The sequence below is a fragment of the Peribacillus sp. FSL E2-0159 genome, from assembly GCF_038643155.1.
In the GTDB taxonomy this organism is placed as follows: Bacteria; Bacillota; Bacilli; order Bacillales; family DSM-1321; genus Peribacillus; species Peribacillus simplex.
Genome location: NZ_CP152053.1, coordinates 235,322 through 256,054 on the forward strand (window position 1 = coordinate 235,322; position 20,733 = coordinate 256,054).

The following is a 20,733-nucleotide window of genomic DNA, read 5'->3' on the forward strand; positions in this document are numbered from 1 at the left end:
ACTGACGCATGTCAGTCCCATTTATGTGCAGTTTTAGCGAATAGATCGGCGATAGGAGTATTGCTTCCATTGATAAAGGATAAAGCAGCCGATGCAGAATCCAAGAATTGCTATGAGAGAAGCCATTCCGACCATCAAGGTGAAAATATAACCGGTAACATTCCAACCCAGCAAAAAAGAAGTGAATCCAATTCCTAAGCAAACGACTGCAATGGCCTGATTGAATTGTTGCTGTGAATGATCTTCAGGAATATAATCGGAGGTTTTCTTTTTGAGAAAGAGCTTGGCGAGACGCATCACAGGATTGAAATTAAAGAGGAGACCTAAAAGTCCTGCTGTTAAAGGAATCGCTAATATCCACATTTGTCCCGTTAATAAGGCGGTGGCTACGCTTAACAAAATGACCCATTGGTTCGTTCGGACTAATGGACGGGGAATGGAGCGAATTTCATTCTTCATACTAATACCAACCTTCCTGATGTGTTTTGTTTATATTTTATCACTTATGAAGTGAAAAGCTAATAAAACAAAATAAAAAAACTCCTTATTTATAATAATTTTAATTTAGTATTGATTATCATTATAAAAGTAGTATAATATGTATAACAAGCAAATAAAGTAAGGAGGACGGTATAAATGGTAGCAAAAGTTTGTGAAACATGCGGAACACCAATAAAAAAGCTTAAGCATTCTTCCCTATGCCAATGCGGTCCTAAGATATTGCGCAATCAATTCTCAGTTAAAACAAAAAAATAAAGTTTCGTGGATTAGATCATAAATAAAACCGATTATTCAATTAATCGGTTTTTGTTTTTCCAATGAAGGGTAAAGGTAATGATAAATATTTTTCATTTCAATTAAAATAATGTACCATTATGGAATAGAATAAAACGTCATGGAGGAAAAGACATACTTTCAGTTTGTCAAACCATCACGTGACGGTTAGGAGGGGTTATGTTGGGAACGAGACTTTAAAAATTGGCGAGTTGGCGGAAATGGCGAATGTTACGAAACGAACCGTAGATTATTATACGAACTTAGGCTTGCTTAAAGCAGAACGTTCCGCCTCTAATTACCGTTATTATTCAGTCGGTGAACTTGAAAGGCTTCGCCGTATCGAGGGATACAAACGAGAAAACCTTTCATTGGAAGATATTAAAGAAATACTTAAAAAGGATAAGGAAGCCGCATCAGCAATTGAGGAAAAAGGTCTTCAACTCAAGAATAAAATGGATGGCCTGAACGATGAACTTCAGGAATTCATCAGCTTGATTGAAAAGGACGGAAAAAGTGAGCTTCTTCTAAAAAAACAGATATCCCGTGAAAGCATGGCCTTGATCCAATCATTACTAGTGTTGCTGGTATGATTAAAATTTATCTCTATAGTTTTATGCACAAAGGTGCATATTAACGATATAGGCTAAATGGTTTTGGTTCATGTTATAAGGCAAAAATCGCTTTTTGAAACGATAATAACCATTTATACAGGAGGTGCTTGGGATTAAGCCGTACATGTCTATCCGAAGGATAGGCACTATATGGCGAACCCGCACATATTGGAGATTTTTATAAAATTATTAGCAGTAGCTGTATTAATAGCATTAACCGCGTTTTTCGTTGCATCGGAATTTGCAATCGTGAAAGTCAGAAGTTCCCGAATCAATCAATTGATTGAAGAAGGGCATAGAAATGCCCTCGCGGCCAAGAAAGTGACATCACATATCGATGAGTACTTATCTGCCTGTCAATTGGGGATTACAGTAACCGCCTTAGGTTTAGGGGTGTTGGGTGAACCGACGGTAGAGGCGATCTTAAAACCATTATTCACTAAATGGGGATTAGAGGAATCCGTAAGTCACATCATCTCGTTCCTGATCGCTTTCGGTTCTGTAACATTCCTTCATGTTGTAGTAGGCGAACTGGCACCGAAAACGGTTGCGATTCAAAAGGCAGAAGAGGTAACCTTGCTTTTTGCAAAGCCGTTAATTCTCTTTTACCGCATTTTGTACCCTTTCATTTGGTTACTTAATGGTTCTGCGCGTCTCCTGACGGGTATATTCGGATTAAAGCCTGCATCTGAGTCCGAAATGGCCCATTCTGAAGAAGAGCTACGCATCATTTTATCGGAAAGCTATAAAAGCGGTGAGATCAACCAATCGGAATACAAATATGTAAATCAAATATTTGAATTTGATGAGCGTATTGCCAATGAAATCATGGTTCCCCGTACGGAAATGACCGTTATCGAAAAGGGCATGCCATTATTGGAAGTTGTTGAACTGATTCAAGAAGAACAATACACAAGGTATCCGGTCATAGACGGTGATAAAGATAATGTCGTGGGAATGGTCAATATCAAGCGACTTTATACAGCGACGATTACAGAAGATAATGTAACAGCTTTGACGGTGGATTCCTTTGTAACGCCCATCATACGTGTTCTTGAAACGATCGCCATTCATGATTTGCTGCTGAAAATGCAGAAGGAACGGATCCATATGGCTGTTTTGACTGATGAATATGGCGGAACTGCTGGTCTTGTTACAGTTGAAGACATCCTTGAAGAAATCGTTGGGGAAATCCGTGATGAATTTGACCAGGATGAACGTCCGCTCATTCAAAAAATTGATGAAGGTCATTATGTATTCGACGCTAAAACATTGGTTGAAGATGTCAATGATACCCTTGCGATCGATTTGCCTGAGGAAGATATCGATACATTGGGAGGATGGTTCCTGACAGGCAGATTTGAGATTGCTGTCGGGGATAAAATTGAATACGCCGGATTTGAATTTACTGTAAAGGAAATGGACGGCCACCATGTATTATATGTTGAAGTGAAGAAGATTAAATAAACAGGATCACAACAAGAGCCGAAGGTGGAAACTTTCGGCTTTTATTAATGTTCTTAAGTTCGAACAATTCAATTTGGTGTTTATAACAATCGTTAAGGCAAACTGTTGCACAATTGGAAAAGGAATTAATTTTAAATAACACTGTAGGTAACCATTTTGGTTTGGGAAATGTTAAAATTGAGTTTGAACAATGAATCTATCTATATATCATTTTAAATTACCAAGAATATAAGGGGAATTCTGTATTAAGTTATATTTTGCAATGCCGTTTATTTTTGGCTGGTATAAATAAGTATCGAAGGTGGGCGGGAAAATGGGTTTTAAGAAGAAGCAAATGTTGGGATTTGGCTTGATCTTGCTTTTCTTGGCTATTTTACTTTCTTTCATGATGTTTACGCTTAGCAATTTAAAGAGCAGCATGACTGAAATAGTTGAAAATCGCTATGAAAAAGTTCAAGCTTCAATGGAAATCCGACAGCTTTTTTCCAGGTCGGACCGTGAGATCCTGTTTGCAGCTAATGACGCAAACAAGGAAGAAAGAGCAGAGAGCCTCGAAATCATCAATGAGAATCATAGTTTGATTGAATCAAAAATTGCCGGGTTATCAGGAACGTTAAATAAGGCGAAAGCAAAGCAATTATTGAAAGAGTTTGAGACTCAATATGCTTCTTACTCCATAACAGAGGCTGAGATTATCCAAAAGATAAAATCGGGAGACTCTTCGGATAATCTTTCAAGCCTGATGGACGACCAGAGGGAAAAACGAACGAAAGTCATCAGTACGATGGATGACTTTAAGGATTACCAAGAAGGTGTCATGAAAGATACATTGAGTAATTCGAAACAAACCTACGAAGATATGATCGGTTTTGTGATTTTTGCGGTTATTCTCAGCATTTTGGTTATTTCCGTAACGGTTGTTTGGATGATTCGCAGTACATCGAAAGATCTGCAATCGATTACGAAGGTCATCAAAAATATCGATTTTAAAAATTTATCGGTCATACCAAGAATTCCGGTTCGGACTACTGATGAAATTGGTGATATAGCGAGATCGTTCAATGATATGGCGGAATCGCTTGAAGTTTATAATCAAAAAGAGAAAGATTTCACTGAAAAAATCAGTGAACAGAACTGGATCCAGACTCGTGTTGCTGATATAGCTACCATGTATCAGCGCATTGTTGATGTGGAAGTTCTGGCTGACCGGTTCATTACAAGACTTGCACCGATGATGGGAGCTTCAATTGGAGCTTTTTACGTCAAACGGGGTGAAGGTGTGGATATGCGTTTTGTGAAGCTTGCCAGCTTTGCTGGAGATGGCGAAGATTCGGGCAGACGTGAATTCCGTATGGGTGAAGGTTTGATCGGACAATGCGCACTTGAAAAGAAATCGAAGGTCATTGATGATATCCCTGAAGATTTCCAATTGGTTACAACAGGATTAGGGGAAGTCAACCCGAAAAGCATTGCCATCGCGCCAGTCGTTTTTGAGGATGAAGTGGTCGCAATGGTTGAACTGGCGAGTTTGGAGGCCTTTACGAAGCTGCAAAAACATTTCTTGAACCAAGTTCTTGATACTCTGGGCATCACGATTAATAATGTAGAGGGCCGGATGGAAATAGAGCGTTTATTGAAAGAATCACAGGCACAGACCGAAGAGTTACAGGCTCAATCGGAAGAATTACAATCACAGTCAGAGGAAATGCAAGCCCAATCAGAGGAACTGCAAACACAGGCTGAAGAGTTACGAATGATCAATGAACAATTAGAAGAGAGAAATCGTGAAACTGAAGAAAAATCGAAAGAGCTTCAAGTCGCTAAACTAAATCTTGAAAAACAAGCGGAAGAATTAAAGTTAAGTTCAAAATATAAATCCGAGTTCATGGCAAATATGTCCCATGAATTGCGGACACCGCTCAATAGTATTCTGATTTTATCAGAAATGCTTTCAGATCCGAATGATAGTAAATTAAATGAAGAGCAACAGGAATTCGCTCGTGTCATTAATTCATCAGGCCAAGACTTATTAACGTTGATCAATGACATTTTGGATTTATCAAAAGTTGAAGTCGGAAAGCTTGAAGTGGTCTTTGACGAAATGAATTTGAGTGAACTTCCTGAGTTATTGCACCGTAACTTCGATCATGTAGCGAAGAAAAAGAACATTGACTTTATAATAGAAAAGAGTAAAAACGTTCCGGATATTTTCTTTACAGATGAACAGCGCTTCCAGCAAATTTTGAAAAACCTATTATCCAATGCATTTAAATTCACGGAAAAAGGTTATGTGTCTGTCCAAATCCAAAAAGCTGATGAAGAAAATGTAGCACAATGGATCCAGACAAAAGGAGCTAGCAATTGGGTTGAAATTAAGGTGACGGATACGGGCATCGGAATTTCAAAAGAGAAGCAAAAACTTATCTTTGAAGCGTTCCAGCAAGGTGACGGAGCTACAATGAGAAAATACGGCGGTACGGGACTAGGGCTATCGATTTGCCGGGAGTTTGCCAAACTTCTGGGAGGCTGGGTCATTGTAGATAGTGAAGAAGGGCAAGGCAGTACCTTTACTTTCTTTATTCCAAGTATGCCAGAAGGCTTCAAAAATGTCGGTGAAGCAATAGCTGCTTCTCCAGAAGTGGCAGCGGCTAACCACGATGATTCTGCCGCGCCTATTGGCGGTCAAGGAGAACCGGATGTAGTTATAATGGATGAAGAAGATCGGGATAAGGCCAAACCATTCTGCAATAAAACAGTACTGGTCGTCGATGATGATCACCGTAATATATTTGCTCTGAAAAATGCGCTGAAGCATGAGGGGATGGAGATCCTTACAGCTGAAAACGGCTACGAATGTTTGGAACTCCTTGAAAAAGGAAACGATATAGATGTTATTTTGATGGATATCATGATGCCGGGCATGGACGGTTACGAAACGATGACCAGAATTCGCGAGCAAAGTAAGTTCGAGGATCTTCCAATCATCGCGCTAACTGCGAAAGCGATGAAAGGCGATAGGGAAAAATGCCTGAAGGCCGGCGCTTCCGATTATGTCAGCAAACCATTAAAATTGGATCAGCTACTATCCGTCCTAAGAGTATGGCTGACTAATTGATTGATAGTACGGGTAAGGAAGGTTTTGCATGAAGGATACTTTAACGATTGAAGAAAGAGAAGATTTAGAACTCGAATTATTGTTAGAGGCCATTTATTCCGTATCTGGCTTTGACTTTCGCAAATATATGCGTTCGTCAATAAAAAGAAGAGTTGAAAATAGAATGAGACTGGACCATATTCGCAGGATTAGCGGAATGATAGAAATGGTTTTATATGAAAAAGGGTATGTCGAGAAGCTTTTGAAAGATTTTTCAATAAATGTAACTGAAATGTTTCGCGATCCGGAGTTCTTTAAAGCCTTTCGTTTAAATATTGTACCTCTCCTGAAAAAACTTCCTGAAATCAGGATTTGGCATGCGGGTTGTTCGACCGGTGAAGAAGCCTTTTCCATGGCGATCATCCTCAAGGAAGAAGGACTTTATGATAAGGCGAGGATTTATGCCACTGATATGAATGATGAAGTACTCCGTCATGCGGAAAAAGGGATATTACCTTTAAATAGAATGCAGTCTTATACGAAAAACTATTTGCATGCTGGAGGTAACCAGGAATTTTCGGAGTATTATACAACCGATTATCAAAATGCTTATCTTGATTCGAATCTCCTTAAAAACATTGTGTTTTTCCAGCATAATTTAGTTACTGATGGTTCGTTCAATGAGTTTCATATCATCATGTGCCGGAATGTGATGATTTACTTTACAAGTGAATTACAGACTTATGTTAATCAGTTGTTTTATGACAGTCTTTGTAAAGACGGCTTCCTTGCGGTTGGAAGCAAGGAAACACTTCATACATCATCCTTTTCGGAAGATTATGAGGACTTTGACTCAAAGGAACGAATTTATCGGAAATTGTAAAAAGAAAGAGTTCGCAAATAAGCGGACTCTTTCTTTTTAATTTAGTGCATCATTTTTCACTTTTTTTGCATTTCTATGTTTAAGGTATCGGAAGAAGGGGTATAAATAATGAGTTGGTCTCCATCTAGAATCACTACCGTGGTTTATTTTTATTAAAAGAGACTGAACTTCGTTATAATATAATAGAAAAATCCCTATTAAGGGAGCTTTATTAAAGTAATGATTCATTTAAAAGAGATAAATGTTGCCGCTCGATATAAGCCAAAAGGGGAATGAAAGAATGACGATTTTAATCGTAGATGATAACCAGGTTAACCTTTTCGTTATAGAGAAAATTCTAAAACGAGCTGGCTATACGGATTTTCTATCATTAACTTCAGCTGTTGAGATGTTTGAATATTTACAGGTGGATAGTCCGCAACCTAAAGAGACTTCAGTTGATATCATTCTGCTTGATATCATGATGCCTGAGATCGATGGGATAGAGGCGTGCAGGAGACTTCAAAGTATTCCTCACCTTAGAGATATACCTGTCATTTTTGTGACCGCCCTTGAAGATTCAAACAAGGTGGCCGAGGCACTTGATGTTGGCGGGATTGATTATATAATGAAGCCTATCAATAAAATAGATTTACTTGCGAGGATTCGCGTGGGGTTAAGACTTAAATATGAAAAAGATTGGCATAAAATGCAGGATGAAAAAATCCGCAATGAATTGGATCTTTCCATGCAGGTTCAAAGCAGTTTATTAAGTGAACCGATTATAAATGACCACTTAACTATCAGGGCATCATACTTACCTGCGAATAAATTAGCAGGGGATATGTACTATTGGCACCGCATCGATGAAAATCGGTATGGGATCATCCTGTTGGATATGATGGGGCATGGCATATCCGCCTCACTTGTGTGCATGTTCATTTCCTCTGTATTGAGAGATGCCATCAGGACACATACGGATCCAGTTGCAGTAATAAACGAAATGAATCACTGGATGAGTACCCTTAATAAAGAAGATAATCAAGTGCATTATTATTTTACAGCGATTTATATGATCATTGATACAGAGCAAAAGACGGTGGAATATGTGAATGCCGGACATCCTCCAGGATTTGCTTTAATGGACGATGGAAAAGTGGCCTCACTTTCGAAAGGGACTTGTCCTGTTGGGTTCTTCACCGAGATGAAAATAGAGAAGTCCGTCATTCATTATGAAGAGAAGATTCAGCTTATGTTATTTACGGATGGAGTCATGGAAGCAATAGATCGTGAAGGGACGGAAGGACTCGACCAAATAAAAGAAGCGGTCTCGACGAGATGGTTTGATTGTAAAGAGTCTCCCCCTATCGATTTTTTGATGTCCCCGGAAATGCAGAAAGATCAACCTGATGATATGTGTGTTGTTGTTATTCAAGCAAATTGAAGAAGAAAAGAGGCGGCAGATTATCTGCCGCCTCTTTTCTATAAAAGGGGGGTCACTTTTATATGAAATGAGAATGTTCGTTAAGAGAGTTAATCATGTAATCGGCTTTTTGCAATTAACGGTCATTTTTCAATTTACTAATGCCATCTTGGAGATTGCCTTTTAATTTATCGACTTTACCTTCTGCTTGTAAGTGAGGATCATTTTTCGCGTTTCCGACTTGGTCTTTCGTTTCACCTTTAACTTTATTTACAGTACTTTTTACTTTGTCTGATAAACCGCTCATTATGTTACCTCCTTTTTCTTTATATACTATATATACCCATGAAGTGTTTGGGTAAACCTGATTTATATGGAGAAAGGAGTTTAAGAAGCGATTATTGCCCTGTTACTTAACTTTTGAATGAACTGATATGACCGCTCAATGATATGATCTTTGTCATGATCCAACGAGGCCACATGATATGAATTTTCAAGAGAGACCATCTCCTTATCACCGGACACAACAGTATCGTAAATATGATAGGAACACGAGTCTGGTACAACGTGATCTTCTGGAGAATGGAAGAGAAGTATCGGGCACGAAACGTCTCTTAGTTTTTGACTGGTATATTCCATTATATCAAGCAATTGATTAATCGCTTTTGACGGAACTTGATCATATGTGATTTCTTTGGGTGTATCGTCTTTTATGTCAGGCTTGCCTTCAGGAACGAAGCGTGGAACCGATTGGTTACGATATATTTCATATTCAGGAACTTGGAGGGCGGCATTGATGGTGAGAATTCCATCGCAAGCCACTTTTGTCGCTAAGTCGAGAACAAGGGCGCCTCCCATAGATTGTCCAATGGCGAATACATGGGTGCAGGTTCGTTTTAATTTTGCATAAGCCATTTCAACATCTTGTATCCACTCCTGATAATGACTTGTTTCCATTTCATATTCATCCGTTCCGTGGCCCGCCAGTCGAGGAGTGAAGACAGTAAAGCCTTTGGCAGCGAATTTTTCACCTAAATACCTTACGCTTTGTGGTGTTCCGTTAAAACCATGGCAAATAAGAATGCCGATAGAATTGCCGGGTAAGAAAAAAGATTCCGCACCTGGTATTACCATTGCTGCTGTCATATTCCCATCTCCTTTAATTTAGCTAAGTTTTGTTGAAAGAAAGTTTATGAATAAAATTAACTATTCCGATTATTTTACTTGGTTATATAATAGCATAATGAAAATTGTGAAGTCAACTTGGTTATATTTCAAACTTCATTATTCATTAAGAAGCATTTAAAAAGGATATAAGATACTTATTAGGTCTATTCCATGTATGGTTGCTATTCATTCTATTATATAAGTACTGTCTTGGAATCGTTGATAAACTGAAGAAGCTAATAACCTGTGCAAGATATAAAAATAAGAAATGGAGAAAAAGCGTTGACATTATGGTAGGAAAGGATTAATATAAATAAGCACCAACTAAGACAAACGAAAAACTTCATCGCTTTTGGCTGATTGCTGAAAAGAAATAATAACTATTGACTTCTTACTATGAAAATGATAAGATGAAATGGTCGCTGAAAAACACAGCGATTTAAAATAAGTTAAAAACTTCGCAGAAGTTGACAACTAATCAATAAGATGTTATGATGAATAAACAGCCGTTCGAAAGAACGATTGTGAAAATTGCTCTTTGAAAACTGAACAAAACAAAGCGCCAACGTTAAATTTTAAGTGAGCACACACTATCAAAAAAGCAAATGAGCAAGTCAAACATTTCTTCGGAGAGTTTGATCCTGGCTCAGGACGAACGCTGGCGGCGTGCCTAATACATGCAAGTCGAGCGAATCGACGGGAGCTTGCTCCCTGAGATTAGCGGCGGACGGGTGAGTAACACGTGGGCAACCTGCCTATAAGACTGGGATAACTTCGGGAAACCGGAGCTAATACCGGATACGTTCTTTTCTCGCATGAGAGAAGATGGAAAGACGGTTTACGCTGTCACTTATAGATGGGCCCGCGGCGCATTAGCTAGTTGGTGAGGTAATGGCTCACCAAGGCGACGATGCGTAGCCGACCTGAGAGGGTGATCGGCCACACTGGGACTGAGACACGGCCCAGACTCCTACGGGAGGCAGCAGTAGGGAATCTTCCGCAATGGACGAAAGTCTGACGGAGCAACGCCGCGTGAACGAAGAAGGCCTTCGGGTCGTAAAGTTCTGTTGTTAGGGAAGAACAAGTACCAGAGTAACTGCTGGTACCTTGACGGTACCTAACCAGAAAGCCACGGCTAACTACGTGCCAGCAGCCGCGGTAATACGTAGGTGGCAAGCGTTGTCCGGAATTATTGGGCGTAAAGCGCGCGCAGGTGGTTCCTTAAGTCTGATGTGAAAGCCCACGGCTCAACCGTGGAGGGTCATTGGAAACTGGGGAACTTGAGTGCAGAAGAGGAAAGTGGAATTCCAAGTGTAGCGGTGAAATGCGTAGAGATTTGGAGGAACACCAGTGGCGAAGGCGACTTTCTGGTCTGTAACTGACACTGAGGCGCGAAAGCGTGGGGAGCAAACAGGATTAGATACCCTGGTAGTCCACGCCGTAAACGATGAGTGCTAAGTGTTAGAGGGTTTCCGCCCTTTAGTGCTGCAGCTAACGCATTAAGCACTCCGCCTGGGGAGTACGGCCGCAAGGCTGAAACTCAAAGGAATTGACGGGGGCCCGCACAAGCGGTGGAGCATGTGGTTTAATTCGAAGCAACGCGAAGAACCTTACCAGGTCTTGACATCCTCTGACAACCCTAGAGATAGGGCTTTCCCCTTCGGGGGACAGAGTGACAGGTGGTGCATGGTTGTCGTCAGCTCGTGTCGTGAGATGTTGGGTTAAGTCCCGCAACGAGCGCAACCCTTGATCTTAGTTGCCAGCATTCAGTTGGGCACTCTAAGGTGACTGCCGGTGACAAACCGGAGGAAGGTGGGGATGACGTCAAATCATCATGCCCCTTATGACCTGGGCTACACACGTGCTACAATGGATGGTACAAAGGGCTGCAAACCTGCGAAGGTAAGCGAATCCCATAAAGCCATTCTCAGTTCGGATTGTAGGCTGCAACTCGCCTACATGAAGCCGGAATCGCTAGTAATCGCGGATCAGCATGCCGCGGTGAATACGTTCCCGGGCCTTGTACACACCGCCCGTCACACCACGAGAGTTTGTAACACCCGAAGTCGGTGAGGTAACCTTTATGGAGCCAGCCGCCTAAGGTGGGACAGATGATTGGGGTGAAGTCGTAACAAGGTAGCCGTATCGGAAGGTGCGGCTGGATCACCTCCTTTCTAAGGATAATTACGAGAGCGCTTTTGTTTTGTTCAGTTTTGAATGAGTAATTCATTCAAATAGGAAAGACAAGCATCACGATGTGATGGATTCTTTCTGCTTTGTTCCTTGAAAACTAGATAATAGATAGAAGGCAATTAATTTTTTTCAAAGCATCTGTAAGATCTTTTTTAACGGTTAAGTTAGAAAGGGCGCACGGTGGATGCCTTGGCACTAGGAGCCGATGAAGGACGGGACTAACACCGATATGCTTCGGGGAGCTGTAAGTAAGCTTTGATCCGGAGATTTCCGAATGGGGAAACCCACTGTTCGTAATGGAACAGTATCTTTACCTGAATACATAGGGTACTGAAGGCAGACCCGGGGAACTGAAACATCTAAGTACCCGGAGGAAGAGAAAGCAAATGCGATTTCCTGAGTAGCGGCGAGCGAAACGGAATTAGCCCAAACCAAGAGGCTTGCCTCTTGGGGTTGTAGGACACTCAACATGGAGTTACAAAGGAACGGGGTAAATGAAGTGATCTGGAAAGGTCCGTCAAAGAAGGTAAAAACCCTGTAGTTGAAACTTCGTTCCCTCCTGAGTGGATCCTGAGTACGGCGGGACACGAGAAATCCCGTCGGAAGCAGGGAGGACCATCTCCCAAGGCTAAATACTCCCTAGTGACCGATAGTGAACCAGTACCGTGAGGGAAAGGTGAAAAGCACCCCGGAAGGGGAGTGAAATAGATCCTGAAACCGTGTGCCTACAAGTAGTCAAAGCCCGTTAATGGGTAATGGCGTGCCTTTTGTAGAATGAACCGGCGAGTTACGATTTCATGCGAGGTTAAGTTGATAAGACGGAGCCGCAGCGAAAGCGAGTCTGAATAGGGCGAATGAGTATGAGGTCGTAGACCCGAAACCAGGTGATCTACCCATGTCCAGGGTGAAGTTCAGGTAACACTGAATGGAGGCCCGAACCCACGCACGTTGAAAAGTGCGGGGATGAGGTGTGGGTAGCGGAGAAATTCCAATCGAACCTGGAGATAGCTGGTTCTCTCCGAAATAGCTTTAGGGCTAGCCTCAAGATGAGAGTATTGGAGGTAGAGCACTGATTGGACTAGGGGCCCCCAACGGGTTACCGAATTCAGTCAAACTCCGAATGCCAAATACTTATTCTTGGGAGTCAGACTGCGAGTGATAAGATCCGTAGTCGAAAGGGAAACAGCCCAGACCACCAGCTAAGGTCCCAAAGTATACGTTAAGTGGAAAAGGATGTGGAGTTGCTTAGACAACCAGGATGTTGGCTCAGAAGCAGCCACCATTTAAAGAGTGCGTAATAGCTCACTGGTCGAGTGACTCCGCGCCGAAAATGTACCGGGGCTAAACGTATCACCGAAGCTGTGGATTGACACCGTATGGTGTCGATGGTAGGAGAGCGTTCTAAGGGCGTTGAAGTCAGACCGGAAGGACTGGTGGAGCGCTTAGAAGTGAGAATGCCGGTATGAGTAGCGAAAGAAGGGTGAGAATCCCTTCCACCGAATGCCTAAGGTTTCCTGAGGAAGGCTCGTCCGCTCAGGGTTAGTCGGGACCTAAGCCGAGGCCGAAAGGCGTAGGCGATGGACAACAGGTTGATATTCCTGTACCACCTATACATCGTTTGAACGATGGGGGGACGCAGAAGGATAGGGTAAGCGCGCTGTTGGATATGCGCGTCCAAGCAGTTAGGCCGGAAACGAGGCAAATCCCGTTTCCATTAAGGCGGAGCTGTGATGGCGAGGGAAATATAGTACCGAAGTTCCTGATTCCACGCTGCCAAGAAAAGCCTCTAGTGAGATGTAAGGTGCCCGTACCGCAAACCGACACAGGTAGGCGAGGAGAGAATCCTAAGGTGTGCGAGAGAACTCTCGTTAAGGAACTCGGCAAAATGACCCCGTAACTTCGGGAGAAGGGGTGCTTTTTAGGGTGAATAGCCCAGAAAAGCCGCAGTGAATAGGCCCAGGCGACTGTTTAGCAAAAACACAGGTCTCTGCGAAGCCGCAAGGCGAAGTATAGGGGCTGACACCTGCCCGGTGCTGGAAGGTTAAGGGGAGAGGTTAGCGCAAGCGAAGCTTTGAACCGAAGCCCCAGTAAACGGCGGCCGTAACTATAACGGTCCTAAGGTAGCGAAATTCCTTGTCGGGTAAGTTCCGACCCGCACGAAAGGTGTAACGATCTGGGCACTGTCTCAACGAGAGACTCGGTGAAATTATAGTACCTGTGAAGATGCAGGTTACCCGCGACAGGACGGAAAGACCCCGTGGAGCTTTACTGCAGCCTGATATTGAATTTTGGTACAGCTTGTACAGGATAGGTAGGAGCCTGAGAAGCCGGAGCGCTAGCTTCGGTGGAGGCGTTGGTGGGATACTACCCTGGCTGTATTGAAATTCTAACCCGCGCCCCTTATCGGGGTGGGAGACAGTGTCAGGTGGGCAGTTTGACTGGGGCGGTCGCCTCCTAAAGAGTAACGGAGGCGCCCAAAGGTTCCCTCAGAATGGTTGGAAATCATTCGTAGAGTGTAAAGGCACAAGGGAGCTTGACTGCGAGACCTACAAGTCGAGCAGGGACGAAAGTCGGGCTTAGTGATCCGGTGGTTCCGCATGGAAGGGCCATCGCTCAACGGATAAAAGCTACCCCGGGGATAACAGGCTTATCTCCCCCAAGAGTCCACATCGACGGGGAGGTTTGGCACCTCGATGTCGGCTCATCGCATCCTGGGGCTGTAGTCGGTCCCAAGGGTTGGGCTGTTCGCCCATTAAAGCGGTACGCGAGCTGGGTTCAGAACGTCGTGAGACAGTTCGGTCCCTATCCGTCGCGGGCGCAGGAAATTTGAGAGGAGCTGTCCTTAGTACGAGAGGACCGGGATGGACGCACCGCTGGTGTACCAGTTGTCTTGCCAAAGGCATAGCTGGGTAGCTACGTGCGGACGGGATAAGTGCTGAAAGCATCTAAGCATGAAGCCCCCCTCAAGATGAGATTTCCCATGGCGCAAGCTAGTAAGATCCCTGAAAGATGATCAGGTTGATAGGTCAGAGGTGGAAGCGTGGCGACATGTGGAGCTGACTGATACTAATAGATCGAGGACTTAACCAACGCTTTAAAAAAATGAAATACCTTCTTATTATCTAGTTTTGAAGGAACAACGTTCCTTTCATGTTTGGTGGCGATAGCGAAGAGGTCACACCCGTTCCCATTCCGAACACGGCAGTTAAGCTCTTCAGCGCCGATGGTAGTTGGGGGTTTCCCCCTGTGAGAGTAGGACGCCGCCAAGCCATTAAAAAAGATCAGCCATCCGGCTGGTCTTTTTTGTGTTCATAAGGTCATGAAAAAAGATGGCAGTTTTCACATACAGTGTTGCTTTCTTGACCACATAATAAAAGACTGCTTTAAAAGTCTTGTCGTTATTTGATTTCTCTTCATATTGAATGTGATGCTTGGTATCCTGTATTGGATTATCTTGTTGTATATCGTCACCTTTGATTCCCATTGTGATGTCATTATAAGGTGTGTATCTATTTGAAGGCGTTGATTCCTTTTTAATCAGCTGATAGCAAACAAAGCCTATTACAGAAATAACAAATAAAGTATAAACATATGCCATTTAATCACTCCTTAAATAAGATTACTTACTACTATATTTTATTATATCCCATAATATTCCTTTATTTGAAAACAGCAAACTTTACAATATGAAAACAGCGAGAAAGATAATAACCTTTAAGGCTTTGTCGGGATACCTTCAAGTGTGTATTTTCTTTTGGCAAAACGGACCTTGAAACCATTCTTGATCTAATTTTGAGAAAAAGAATTATTTATTGTGAAATGTGTTGACTTTATGGTGCGAAAGGATTAATATAAATAAGCACCAACTAAGACAAACGAAAAACTTCATCGCTTTTGGCTGATTGCTGAAAAGAAATAATAACTATTGACTTCTTACTATGAAAATGATAAGATGAAATGGTCGCTGAAAAACACAGCGATTTAAAATAAGTTAAAAACTTCGCAGAAGTTGACAACTAATCAATAAGATGTTATGATGAATAAACAGCCGTTCGAAAGAACGATTGTGAAAATTGCTCTTTGAAAACTGAACAAAACAAAGCGCCAACGTTAAATTTTAAGTGAGCACACACTATCAAAAAAGCAAATGAGCAAGTCAAACATTTCTTCGGAGAGTTTGATCCTGGCTCAGGACGAACGCTGGCGGCGTGCCTAATACATGCAAGTCGAGCGAATCGACGGGAGCTTGCTCCCTGAGATTAGCGGCGGACGGGTGAGTAACACGTGGGCAACCTGCCTATAAGACTGGGATAACTTCGGGAAACCGGAGCTAATACCGGATACGTTCTTTTCTCGCATGAGAGAAGATGGAAAGACGGTTTACGCTGTCACTTATAGATGGGCCCGCGGCGCATTAGCTAGTTGGTGAGGTAATGGCTCACCAAGGCGACGATGCGTAGCCGACCTGAGAGGGTGATCGGCCACACTGGGACTGAGACACGGCCCAGACTCCTACGGGAGGCAGCAGTAGGGAATCTTCCGCAATGGACGAAAGTCTGACGGAGCAACGCCGCGTGAACGAAGAAGGCCTTCGGGTCGTAAAGTTCTGTTGTTAGGGAAGAACAAGTACCAGAGTAACTGCTGGTACCTTGACGGTACCTAACCAGAAAGCCACGGCTAACTACGTGCCAGCAGCCGCGGTAATACGTAGGTGGCAAGCGTTGTCCGGAATTATTGGGCGTAAAGCGCGCGCAGGTGGTTCCTTAAGTCTGATGTGAAAGCCCACGGCTCAACCGTGGAGGGTCATTGGAAACTGGGGAACTTGAGTGCAGAAGAGGAAAGTGGAATTCCAAGTGTAGCGGTGAAATGCGTAGAGATTTGGAGGAACACCAGTGGCGAAGGCGACTTTCTGGTCTGTAACTGACACTGAGGCGCGAAAGCGTGGGGAGCAAACAGGATTAGATACCCTGGTAGTCCACGCCGTAAACGATGAGTGCTAAGTGTTAGAGGGTTTCCGCCCTTTAGTGCTGCAGCTAACGCATTAAGCACTCCGCCTGGGGAGTACGGCCGCAAGGCTGAAACTCAAAGGAATTGACGGGGGCCCGCACAAGCGGTGGAGCATGTGGTTTAATTCGAAGCAACGCGAAGAACCTTACCAGGTCTTGACATCCTCTGACAACCCTAGAGATAGGGCTTTCCCCTTCGGGGGACAGAGTGACAGGTGGTGCATGGTTGTCGTCAGCTCGTGTCGTGAGATGTTGGGTTAAGTCCCGCAACGAGCGCAACCCTTGATCTTAGTTGCCAGCATTCAGTTGGGCACTCTAAGGTGACTGCCGGTGACAAACCGGAGGAAGGTGGGGATGACGTCAAATCATCATGCCCCTTATGACCTGGGCTACACACGTGCTACAATGGATGGTACAAAGGGCTGCAAACCTGCGAAGGTAAGCGAATCCCATAAAGCCATTCTCAGTTCGGATTGTAGGCTGCAACTCGCCTACATGAAGCCGGAATCGCTAGTAATCGCGGATCAGCATGCCGCGGTGAATACGTTCCCGGGCCTTGTACACACCGCCCGTCACACCACGAGAGTTTGTAACACCCGAAGTCGGTGAGGTAACCTTTATGGAGCCAGCCGCCTAAGGTGGGACAGATGATTGGGGTGAAGTCGTAACAAGGTAGCCGTATCGGAAGGTGCGGCTGGATCACCTCCTTTCTAAGGATAATTACGAGAGCGCTTTTGTTTTGTTCAGTTTTGAATGAGTAATTCATTCAAATAGGAAAGACAAGCATCACGATGTGATGGATTCTTTCTGCTTTGTTCCTTGAAAACTAGATAATAGATAGAAGGCAATTAATTTTTTTCAAAGCATCTGTAAGATCTTTTTTAACGGTTAAGTTAGAAAGGGCGCACGGTGGATGCCTTGGCACTAGGAGCCGATGAAGGACGGGACTAACACCGATATGCTTCGGGGAGCTGTAAGTAAGCTTTGATCCGGAGATTTCCGAATGGGGAAACCCACTGTTCGTAATGGAACAGTATCTTTACCTGAATACATAGGGTACTGAAGGCAGACCCGGGGAACTGAAACATCTAAGTACCCGGAGGAAGAGAAAGCAAATGCGATTTCCTGAGTAGCGGCGAGCGAAACGGAATTAGCCCAAACCAAGAGGCTTGCCTCTTGGGGTTGTAGGACACTCAACATGGAGTTACAAAGGAACGGGGTAAATGAAGTGATCTGGAAAGGTCCGTCAAAGAAGGTAAAAACCCTGTAGTTGAAACTTCGTTCCCTCCTGAGTGGATCCTGAGTACGGCGGGACACGAGAAATCCCGTCGGAAGCAGGGAGGACCATCTCCCAAGGCTAAATACTCCCTAGTGACCGATAGTGAACCAGTACCGTGAGGGAAAGGTGAAAAGCACCCCGGAAGGGGAGTGAAATAGATCCTGAAACCGTGTGCCTACAAGTAGTCAAAGCCCGTTAATGGGTAATGGCGTGCCTTTTGTAGAATGAACCGGCGAGTTACGATTTCATGCGAGGTTAAGTTGATAAGACGGAGCCGCAGCGAAAGCGAGTCTGAATAGGGCGAATGAGTATGAGGTCGTAGACCCGAAACCAGGTGATCTACCCATGTCCAGGGTGAAGTTCAGGTAACACTGAATGGAGGCCCGAACCCACGCACGTTGAAAAGTGCGGGGATGAGGTGTGGGTAGCGGAGAAATTCCAATCGAACCTGGAGATAGCTGGTTCTCTCCGAAATAGCTTTAGGGCTAGCCTCAAGATGAGAGTATTGGAGGTAGAGCACTGATTGGACTAGGGGCCCCCAACGGGTTACCGAATTCAGTCAAACTCCGAATGCCAAATACTTATTCTTGGGAGTCAGACTGCGAGTGATAAGATCCGTAGTCGAAAGGGAAACAGCCCAGACCACCAGCTAAGGTCCCAAAGTATACGTTAAGTGGAAAAGGATGTGGAGTTGCTTAGACAACCAGGATGTTGGCTCAGAAGCAGCCACCATTTAAAGAGTGCGTAATAGCTCACTGGTCGAGTGACTCCGCGCCGAAAATGTACCGGGGCTAAACGTATCACCGAAGCTGTGGATTGACACCGTATGGTGTCGATGGTAGGAGAGCGTTCTAAGGGCGTTGAAGTCAGACCGGAAGGACTGGTGGAGCGCTTAGAAGTGAGAATGCCGGTATGAGTAGCGAAAGAAGGGTGAGAATCCCTTCCACCGAATGCCTAAGGTTTCCTGAGGAAGGCTCGTCCGCTCAGGGTTAGTCGGGACCTAAGCCGAGGCCGAAAGGCGTAGGCGATGGACAACAGGTTGATATTCCTGTACCACCTATACATCGTTTGAACGATGGGGGGACGCAGAAGGATAGGGTAAGCGCGCTGTTGGATATGCGCGTCCAAGCAGTTAGGCCGGAAACGAGGCAAATCCCGTTTCCATTAAGGCGGAGCTGTGATGGCGAGGGAAATATAGTACCGAAGTTCCTGATTCCACGCTGCCAAGAAAAGCCTCTAGTGAGATGTAAGGTGCCCGTACCGCAAACCGACACAGGTAGGCGAGGAGAGAATCCTAAGGTGTGCGAGAGAACTCTCGTTAAGGAACTCGGCAAAATGACCCCGTAACTTCGGGAGAAGGGGTGCTTTTTAGGGTGAATAGCCCAGAAAAGCCGCAGTGAATAGGCCCAGGCGACTGTTTAGCAAAAACACAGGTCTCTGCGAAGCCGCAAGGCGAAGTATAGGGGCTGACACCTGCCCGGTGCTGGAAGGTTAAGGGGAGAGGTTAGCGCAAGCGAAGCTTTGAACCGAAGCCCCAGTAAACGGCGGCCGTAACTATAACGGTCCTAAGGTAGCGAAATTCCTTGTCGGGTAAGTTCCGACCCGCACGAAAGGTGTAACGATCTGGGCACTGTCTCAACGAGAGACTCGGTGAAATTATAGTACCTGTGAAGATGCAGGTTACCCGCGACAGGACGGAAAGACCCCGTGGAGCTTTACTGCAGCCTGATATTGAATTTTGGTACAGCTTGTACAGGATAGGTAGGAGCCTGAGAAGCCGGAGCGCTAGCTTCGGTGGAGGCGTTGGTGGGATACTACCCTGGCTGTATTGAAATTCTAACCCGCGCCCCTTATCGGGGTGGGAGACAGTGTCAGGTGGGCAGTTTGACTGGGGCGGTCGCCTCCTAAAGAGTAACGGAGGCGCCCAAAGGTTCCCTCAGAATGGTTGGAAATCATTCGTAGAGTGTAAAGGCACAAGGGAGCTTGACTGCGAGACCTACAAGTCGAGCAGGGACGAAAGTCGGGCTTAGTGATCCGGTGGTTCCGCATGGAAGGGCCATCGCTCAACGGATAAAAGCTACCCCGGGGATAACAGGCTTATCTCCCCCAAGAGTCCACATCGACGGGGAGGTTTGGCACCTCGATGTCGGCTCATCGCATCCTGGGGCTGTAGTCGGTCCCAAGGGTTGGGCTGTTCGCCCATTAAAGCGGTACGCGAGCTGGGTTCAGAACGTCGTGAGACAGTTCGGTCCCTATCCGTCGCGGGCGCAGGAAATTTGAGAGGAGCTGTCCTTAGTACGAGAGGACCGGGATGGACGCACCGCTGGTGTACCAGTTGTCTTGCCAAAGGCATAGCTGGGTAGCTACGTGCGGACGGGATAAGTGCTGAAAGCATCTAAGCATGAAGCCCCCCTCAAGATGAGATTTCCCATGGCGCAAGCTAGTAAGATCCCTGAAAGATGATCAGGTTGATAGGTCAGAGGTGGAAGCGTGGCGACATGTGGAGCTGACTGATACTAATAGATCGAGGACTTAACCAACGCTTTAAAAAAATGAAATACCTTCTTATTATCTAGTTTTGAAGGAACAACGTTCCTTTCATGTTTGGTGGCGATAGCGAAGAGGTCACACCCGTTCCCATTCCGAACACGGCAGTTAAGCTCTTCAGCGCCGATGGTAGTTGGGGGTTTCCCCCTGTGAGAGTAGGACGCCGCCAAGCCATTTAAAAAGATCAGCCATCCGGCTGGTCTTTTTTTGCAGGTGTTATTCCTTCAGTATCTTTTTATTTAAACCTGTTAAAAAAAGTTGGGACTCAAAAGGACCAAATAGAAAGTTATAGGCAGCATAAATGGTA

At 44.5% G+C, this 20,733-nt stretch carries 9 protein-coding genes and 6 rRNA genes; 11 read left to right on the forward strand and 4 right to left on the reverse strand.

What is annotated here, in order from left to right; translation table 11 throughout:
- Positions 1-33: 33 nt before the first annotated feature.
- Positions 34-459 (reverse strand): DUF4395 domain-containing protein, encoded by a 426-nt coding sequence (locus tag NYE63_RS01305; protein ID WP_342603794.1) that lies wholly within the window; start codon positions 457-459, stop codon positions 34-36.
- A gap of 476 nt (positions 460-935) precedes the next feature.
- On the opposite strand from NYE63_RS01305, the gene NYE63_RS01310 reads away from it, so the two are divergent.
- The 5 genes from NYE63_RS01310 (at position 936) to NYE63_RS01330 (ending at position 8,255) form a co-directional block, all read left to right on the forward strand.
- Positions 936-1,367, forward strand: a complete 432-nt coding sequence (locus tag NYE63_RS01310) for a MerR family transcriptional regulator (RefSeq protein WP_342605656.1) — start codon at positions 936-938, stop codon at positions 1,365-1,367.
- Positions 1,368-1,556: 189 nt separating this feature from the next.
- Positions 1,557-2,855 carry a hemolysin family protein gene (locus NYE63_RS01315; protein WP_342605657.1) on the forward strand — a complete coding sequence of 433 codons (1,299 nt, stop codon included), beginning with the start codon at positions 1,557-1,559 and terminating at the stop codon, positions 2,853-2,855.
- Between the two features lie 313 nt (positions 2,856-3,168).
- Complete coding sequence (locus NYE63_RS01320; RefSeq protein WP_342603795.1) at positions 3,169-5,970, forward strand: response regulator; 2,802 nt, start codon at positions 3,169-3,171, stop codon at positions 5,968-5,970.
- Positions 5,971-5,998: 28 nt separating this feature from the next.
- Positions 5,999-6,832: a protein-glutamate O-methyltransferase CheR gene (locus NYE63_RS01325; protein WP_342603796.1), complete on the forward strand. Its 834-nt coding sequence runs from the start codon at positions 5,999-6,001 to the stop codon at positions 6,830-6,832.
- A gap of 280 nt (positions 6,833-7,112) precedes the next feature.
- Positions 7,113-8,255, forward strand: coding sequence for a fused response regulator/phosphatase (locus NYE63_RS01330; protein WP_342603797.1), 1,143 nt, complete (start codon positions 7,113-7,115; stop codon positions 8,253-8,255).
- Positions 8,256-8,370: 115 nt separating this feature from the next.
- On the opposite strand, the gene NYE63_RS01335 is transcribed toward NYE63_RS01330, so the two are convergent.
- Positions 8,371-8,541, reverse strand: a complete 171-nt coding sequence (locus NYE63_RS01335; RefSeq protein ID WP_069981788.1) for a CsbD family protein — start codon at positions 8,539-8,541, stop codon at positions 8,371-8,373.
- A gap of 80 nt (positions 8,542-8,621) precedes the next feature.
- On the reverse strand, positions 8,622-9,380 hold the full coding sequence (locus NYE63_RS01340) for an alpha/beta fold hydrolase (RefSeq protein WP_342603798.1): 759 nt from the start codon (positions 9,378-9,380) through the stop codon (positions 8,622-8,624).
- Between the two features lie 644 nt (positions 9,381-10,024).
- Between NYE63_RS01340 and NYE63_RS01345 the strand changes: the two genes are divergently transcribed.
- The 3 genes from NYE63_RS01345 to rrf (NYE63_RS01355) all read left to right on the forward strand — a co-directional run bounded on the left by NYE63_RS01345 (position 10,025) and on the right by rrf (NYE63_RS01355) (position 14,863).
- Positions 10,025-11,575, forward strand: a 16S ribosomal RNA gene (locus tag NYE63_RS01345).
- 176 nt (positions 11,576-11,751) lie between these two features.
- Positions 11,752-14,684 (forward strand): 23S ribosomal RNA (locus tag NYE63_RS01350).
- Between the two features lie 63 nt (positions 14,685-14,747).
- Positions 14,748-14,863 (forward strand): 5S ribosomal RNA (gene rrf / locus NYE63_RS01355).
- Between the two features lie 2 nt (positions 14,864-14,865).
- On the opposite strand, the gene NYE63_RS01360 is transcribed toward rrf (NYE63_RS01355), so the two are convergent.
- Positions 14,866-15,192, reverse strand: a complete 327-nt coding sequence (locus tag NYE63_RS01360; RefSeq protein WP_342603799.1) for a DUF3951 domain-containing protein — start codon at positions 15,190-15,192, stop codon at positions 14,866-14,868.
- Between the two features lie 567 nt (positions 15,193-15,759).
- On the opposite strand from NYE63_RS01360, the gene NYE63_RS01365 reads away from it, so the two are divergent.
- From NYE63_RS01365 to rrf (NYE63_RS01375), 3 genes are all read left to right on the forward strand, one after another.
- Positions 15,760-17,310: ribosomal RNA gene (locus NYE63_RS01365) — 16S ribosomal RNA — on the forward strand.
- 176 nt (positions 17,311-17,486) lie between these two features.
- A 23S ribosomal RNA gene (locus tag NYE63_RS01370) occupies positions 17,487-20,419 on the forward strand.
- A gap of 63 nt (positions 20,420-20,482) precedes the next feature.
- Positions 20,483-20,598: ribosomal RNA gene (rrf, locus tag NYE63_RS01375) — 5S ribosomal RNA — on the forward strand.
- The 16S, 23S and 5S rRNA genes sit together here, the layout of an rRNA operon.
- Positions 20,599-20,733 lie beyond the last annotated feature (135 nt).

What these genes read in the sequence shown, in the direction of transcription:
- NYE63_RS01360 (WP_342603799.1), bottom strand. Translation starts at nt 15,192, where the DNA reads ATGGCATATGTTTATACTTTATTTGTTATTTCTGTAATAGGCTTTGTT.
- NYE63_RS01330 (WP_342603797.1), top strand. Translation starts at nt 7,113, where the DNA reads ATGACGATTTTAATCGTAGATGATAACCAGGTTAACCTTTTCGTTATA.
- NYE63_RS01305 (WP_342603794.1), bottom strand. Translation starts at nt 459, where the DNA reads ATGAAGAATGAAATTCGCTCCATTCCCCGTCCATTAGTCCGAACGAAC.
- NYE63_RS01325 (WP_342603796.1), top strand. Translation starts at nt 5,999, where the DNA reads ATGAAGGATACTTTAACGATTGAAGAAAGAGAAGATTTAGAACTCGAA.
- NYE63_RS01340 (WP_342603798.1), bottom strand. Translation starts at nt 9,380, where the DNA reads ATGACAGCAGCAATGGTAATACCAGGTGCGGAATCTTTTTTCTTACCC.
- NYE63_RS01335 (WP_069981788.1), bottom strand. Translation starts at nt 8,541, where the DNA reads ATGAGCGGTTTATCAGACAAAGTAAAAAGTACTGTAAATAAAGTTAAA.
- NYE63_RS01320 (WP_342603795.1), top strand. Translation starts at nt 3,169, where the DNA reads ATGGGTTTTAAGAAGAAGCAAATGTTGGGATTTGGCTTGATCTTGCTT.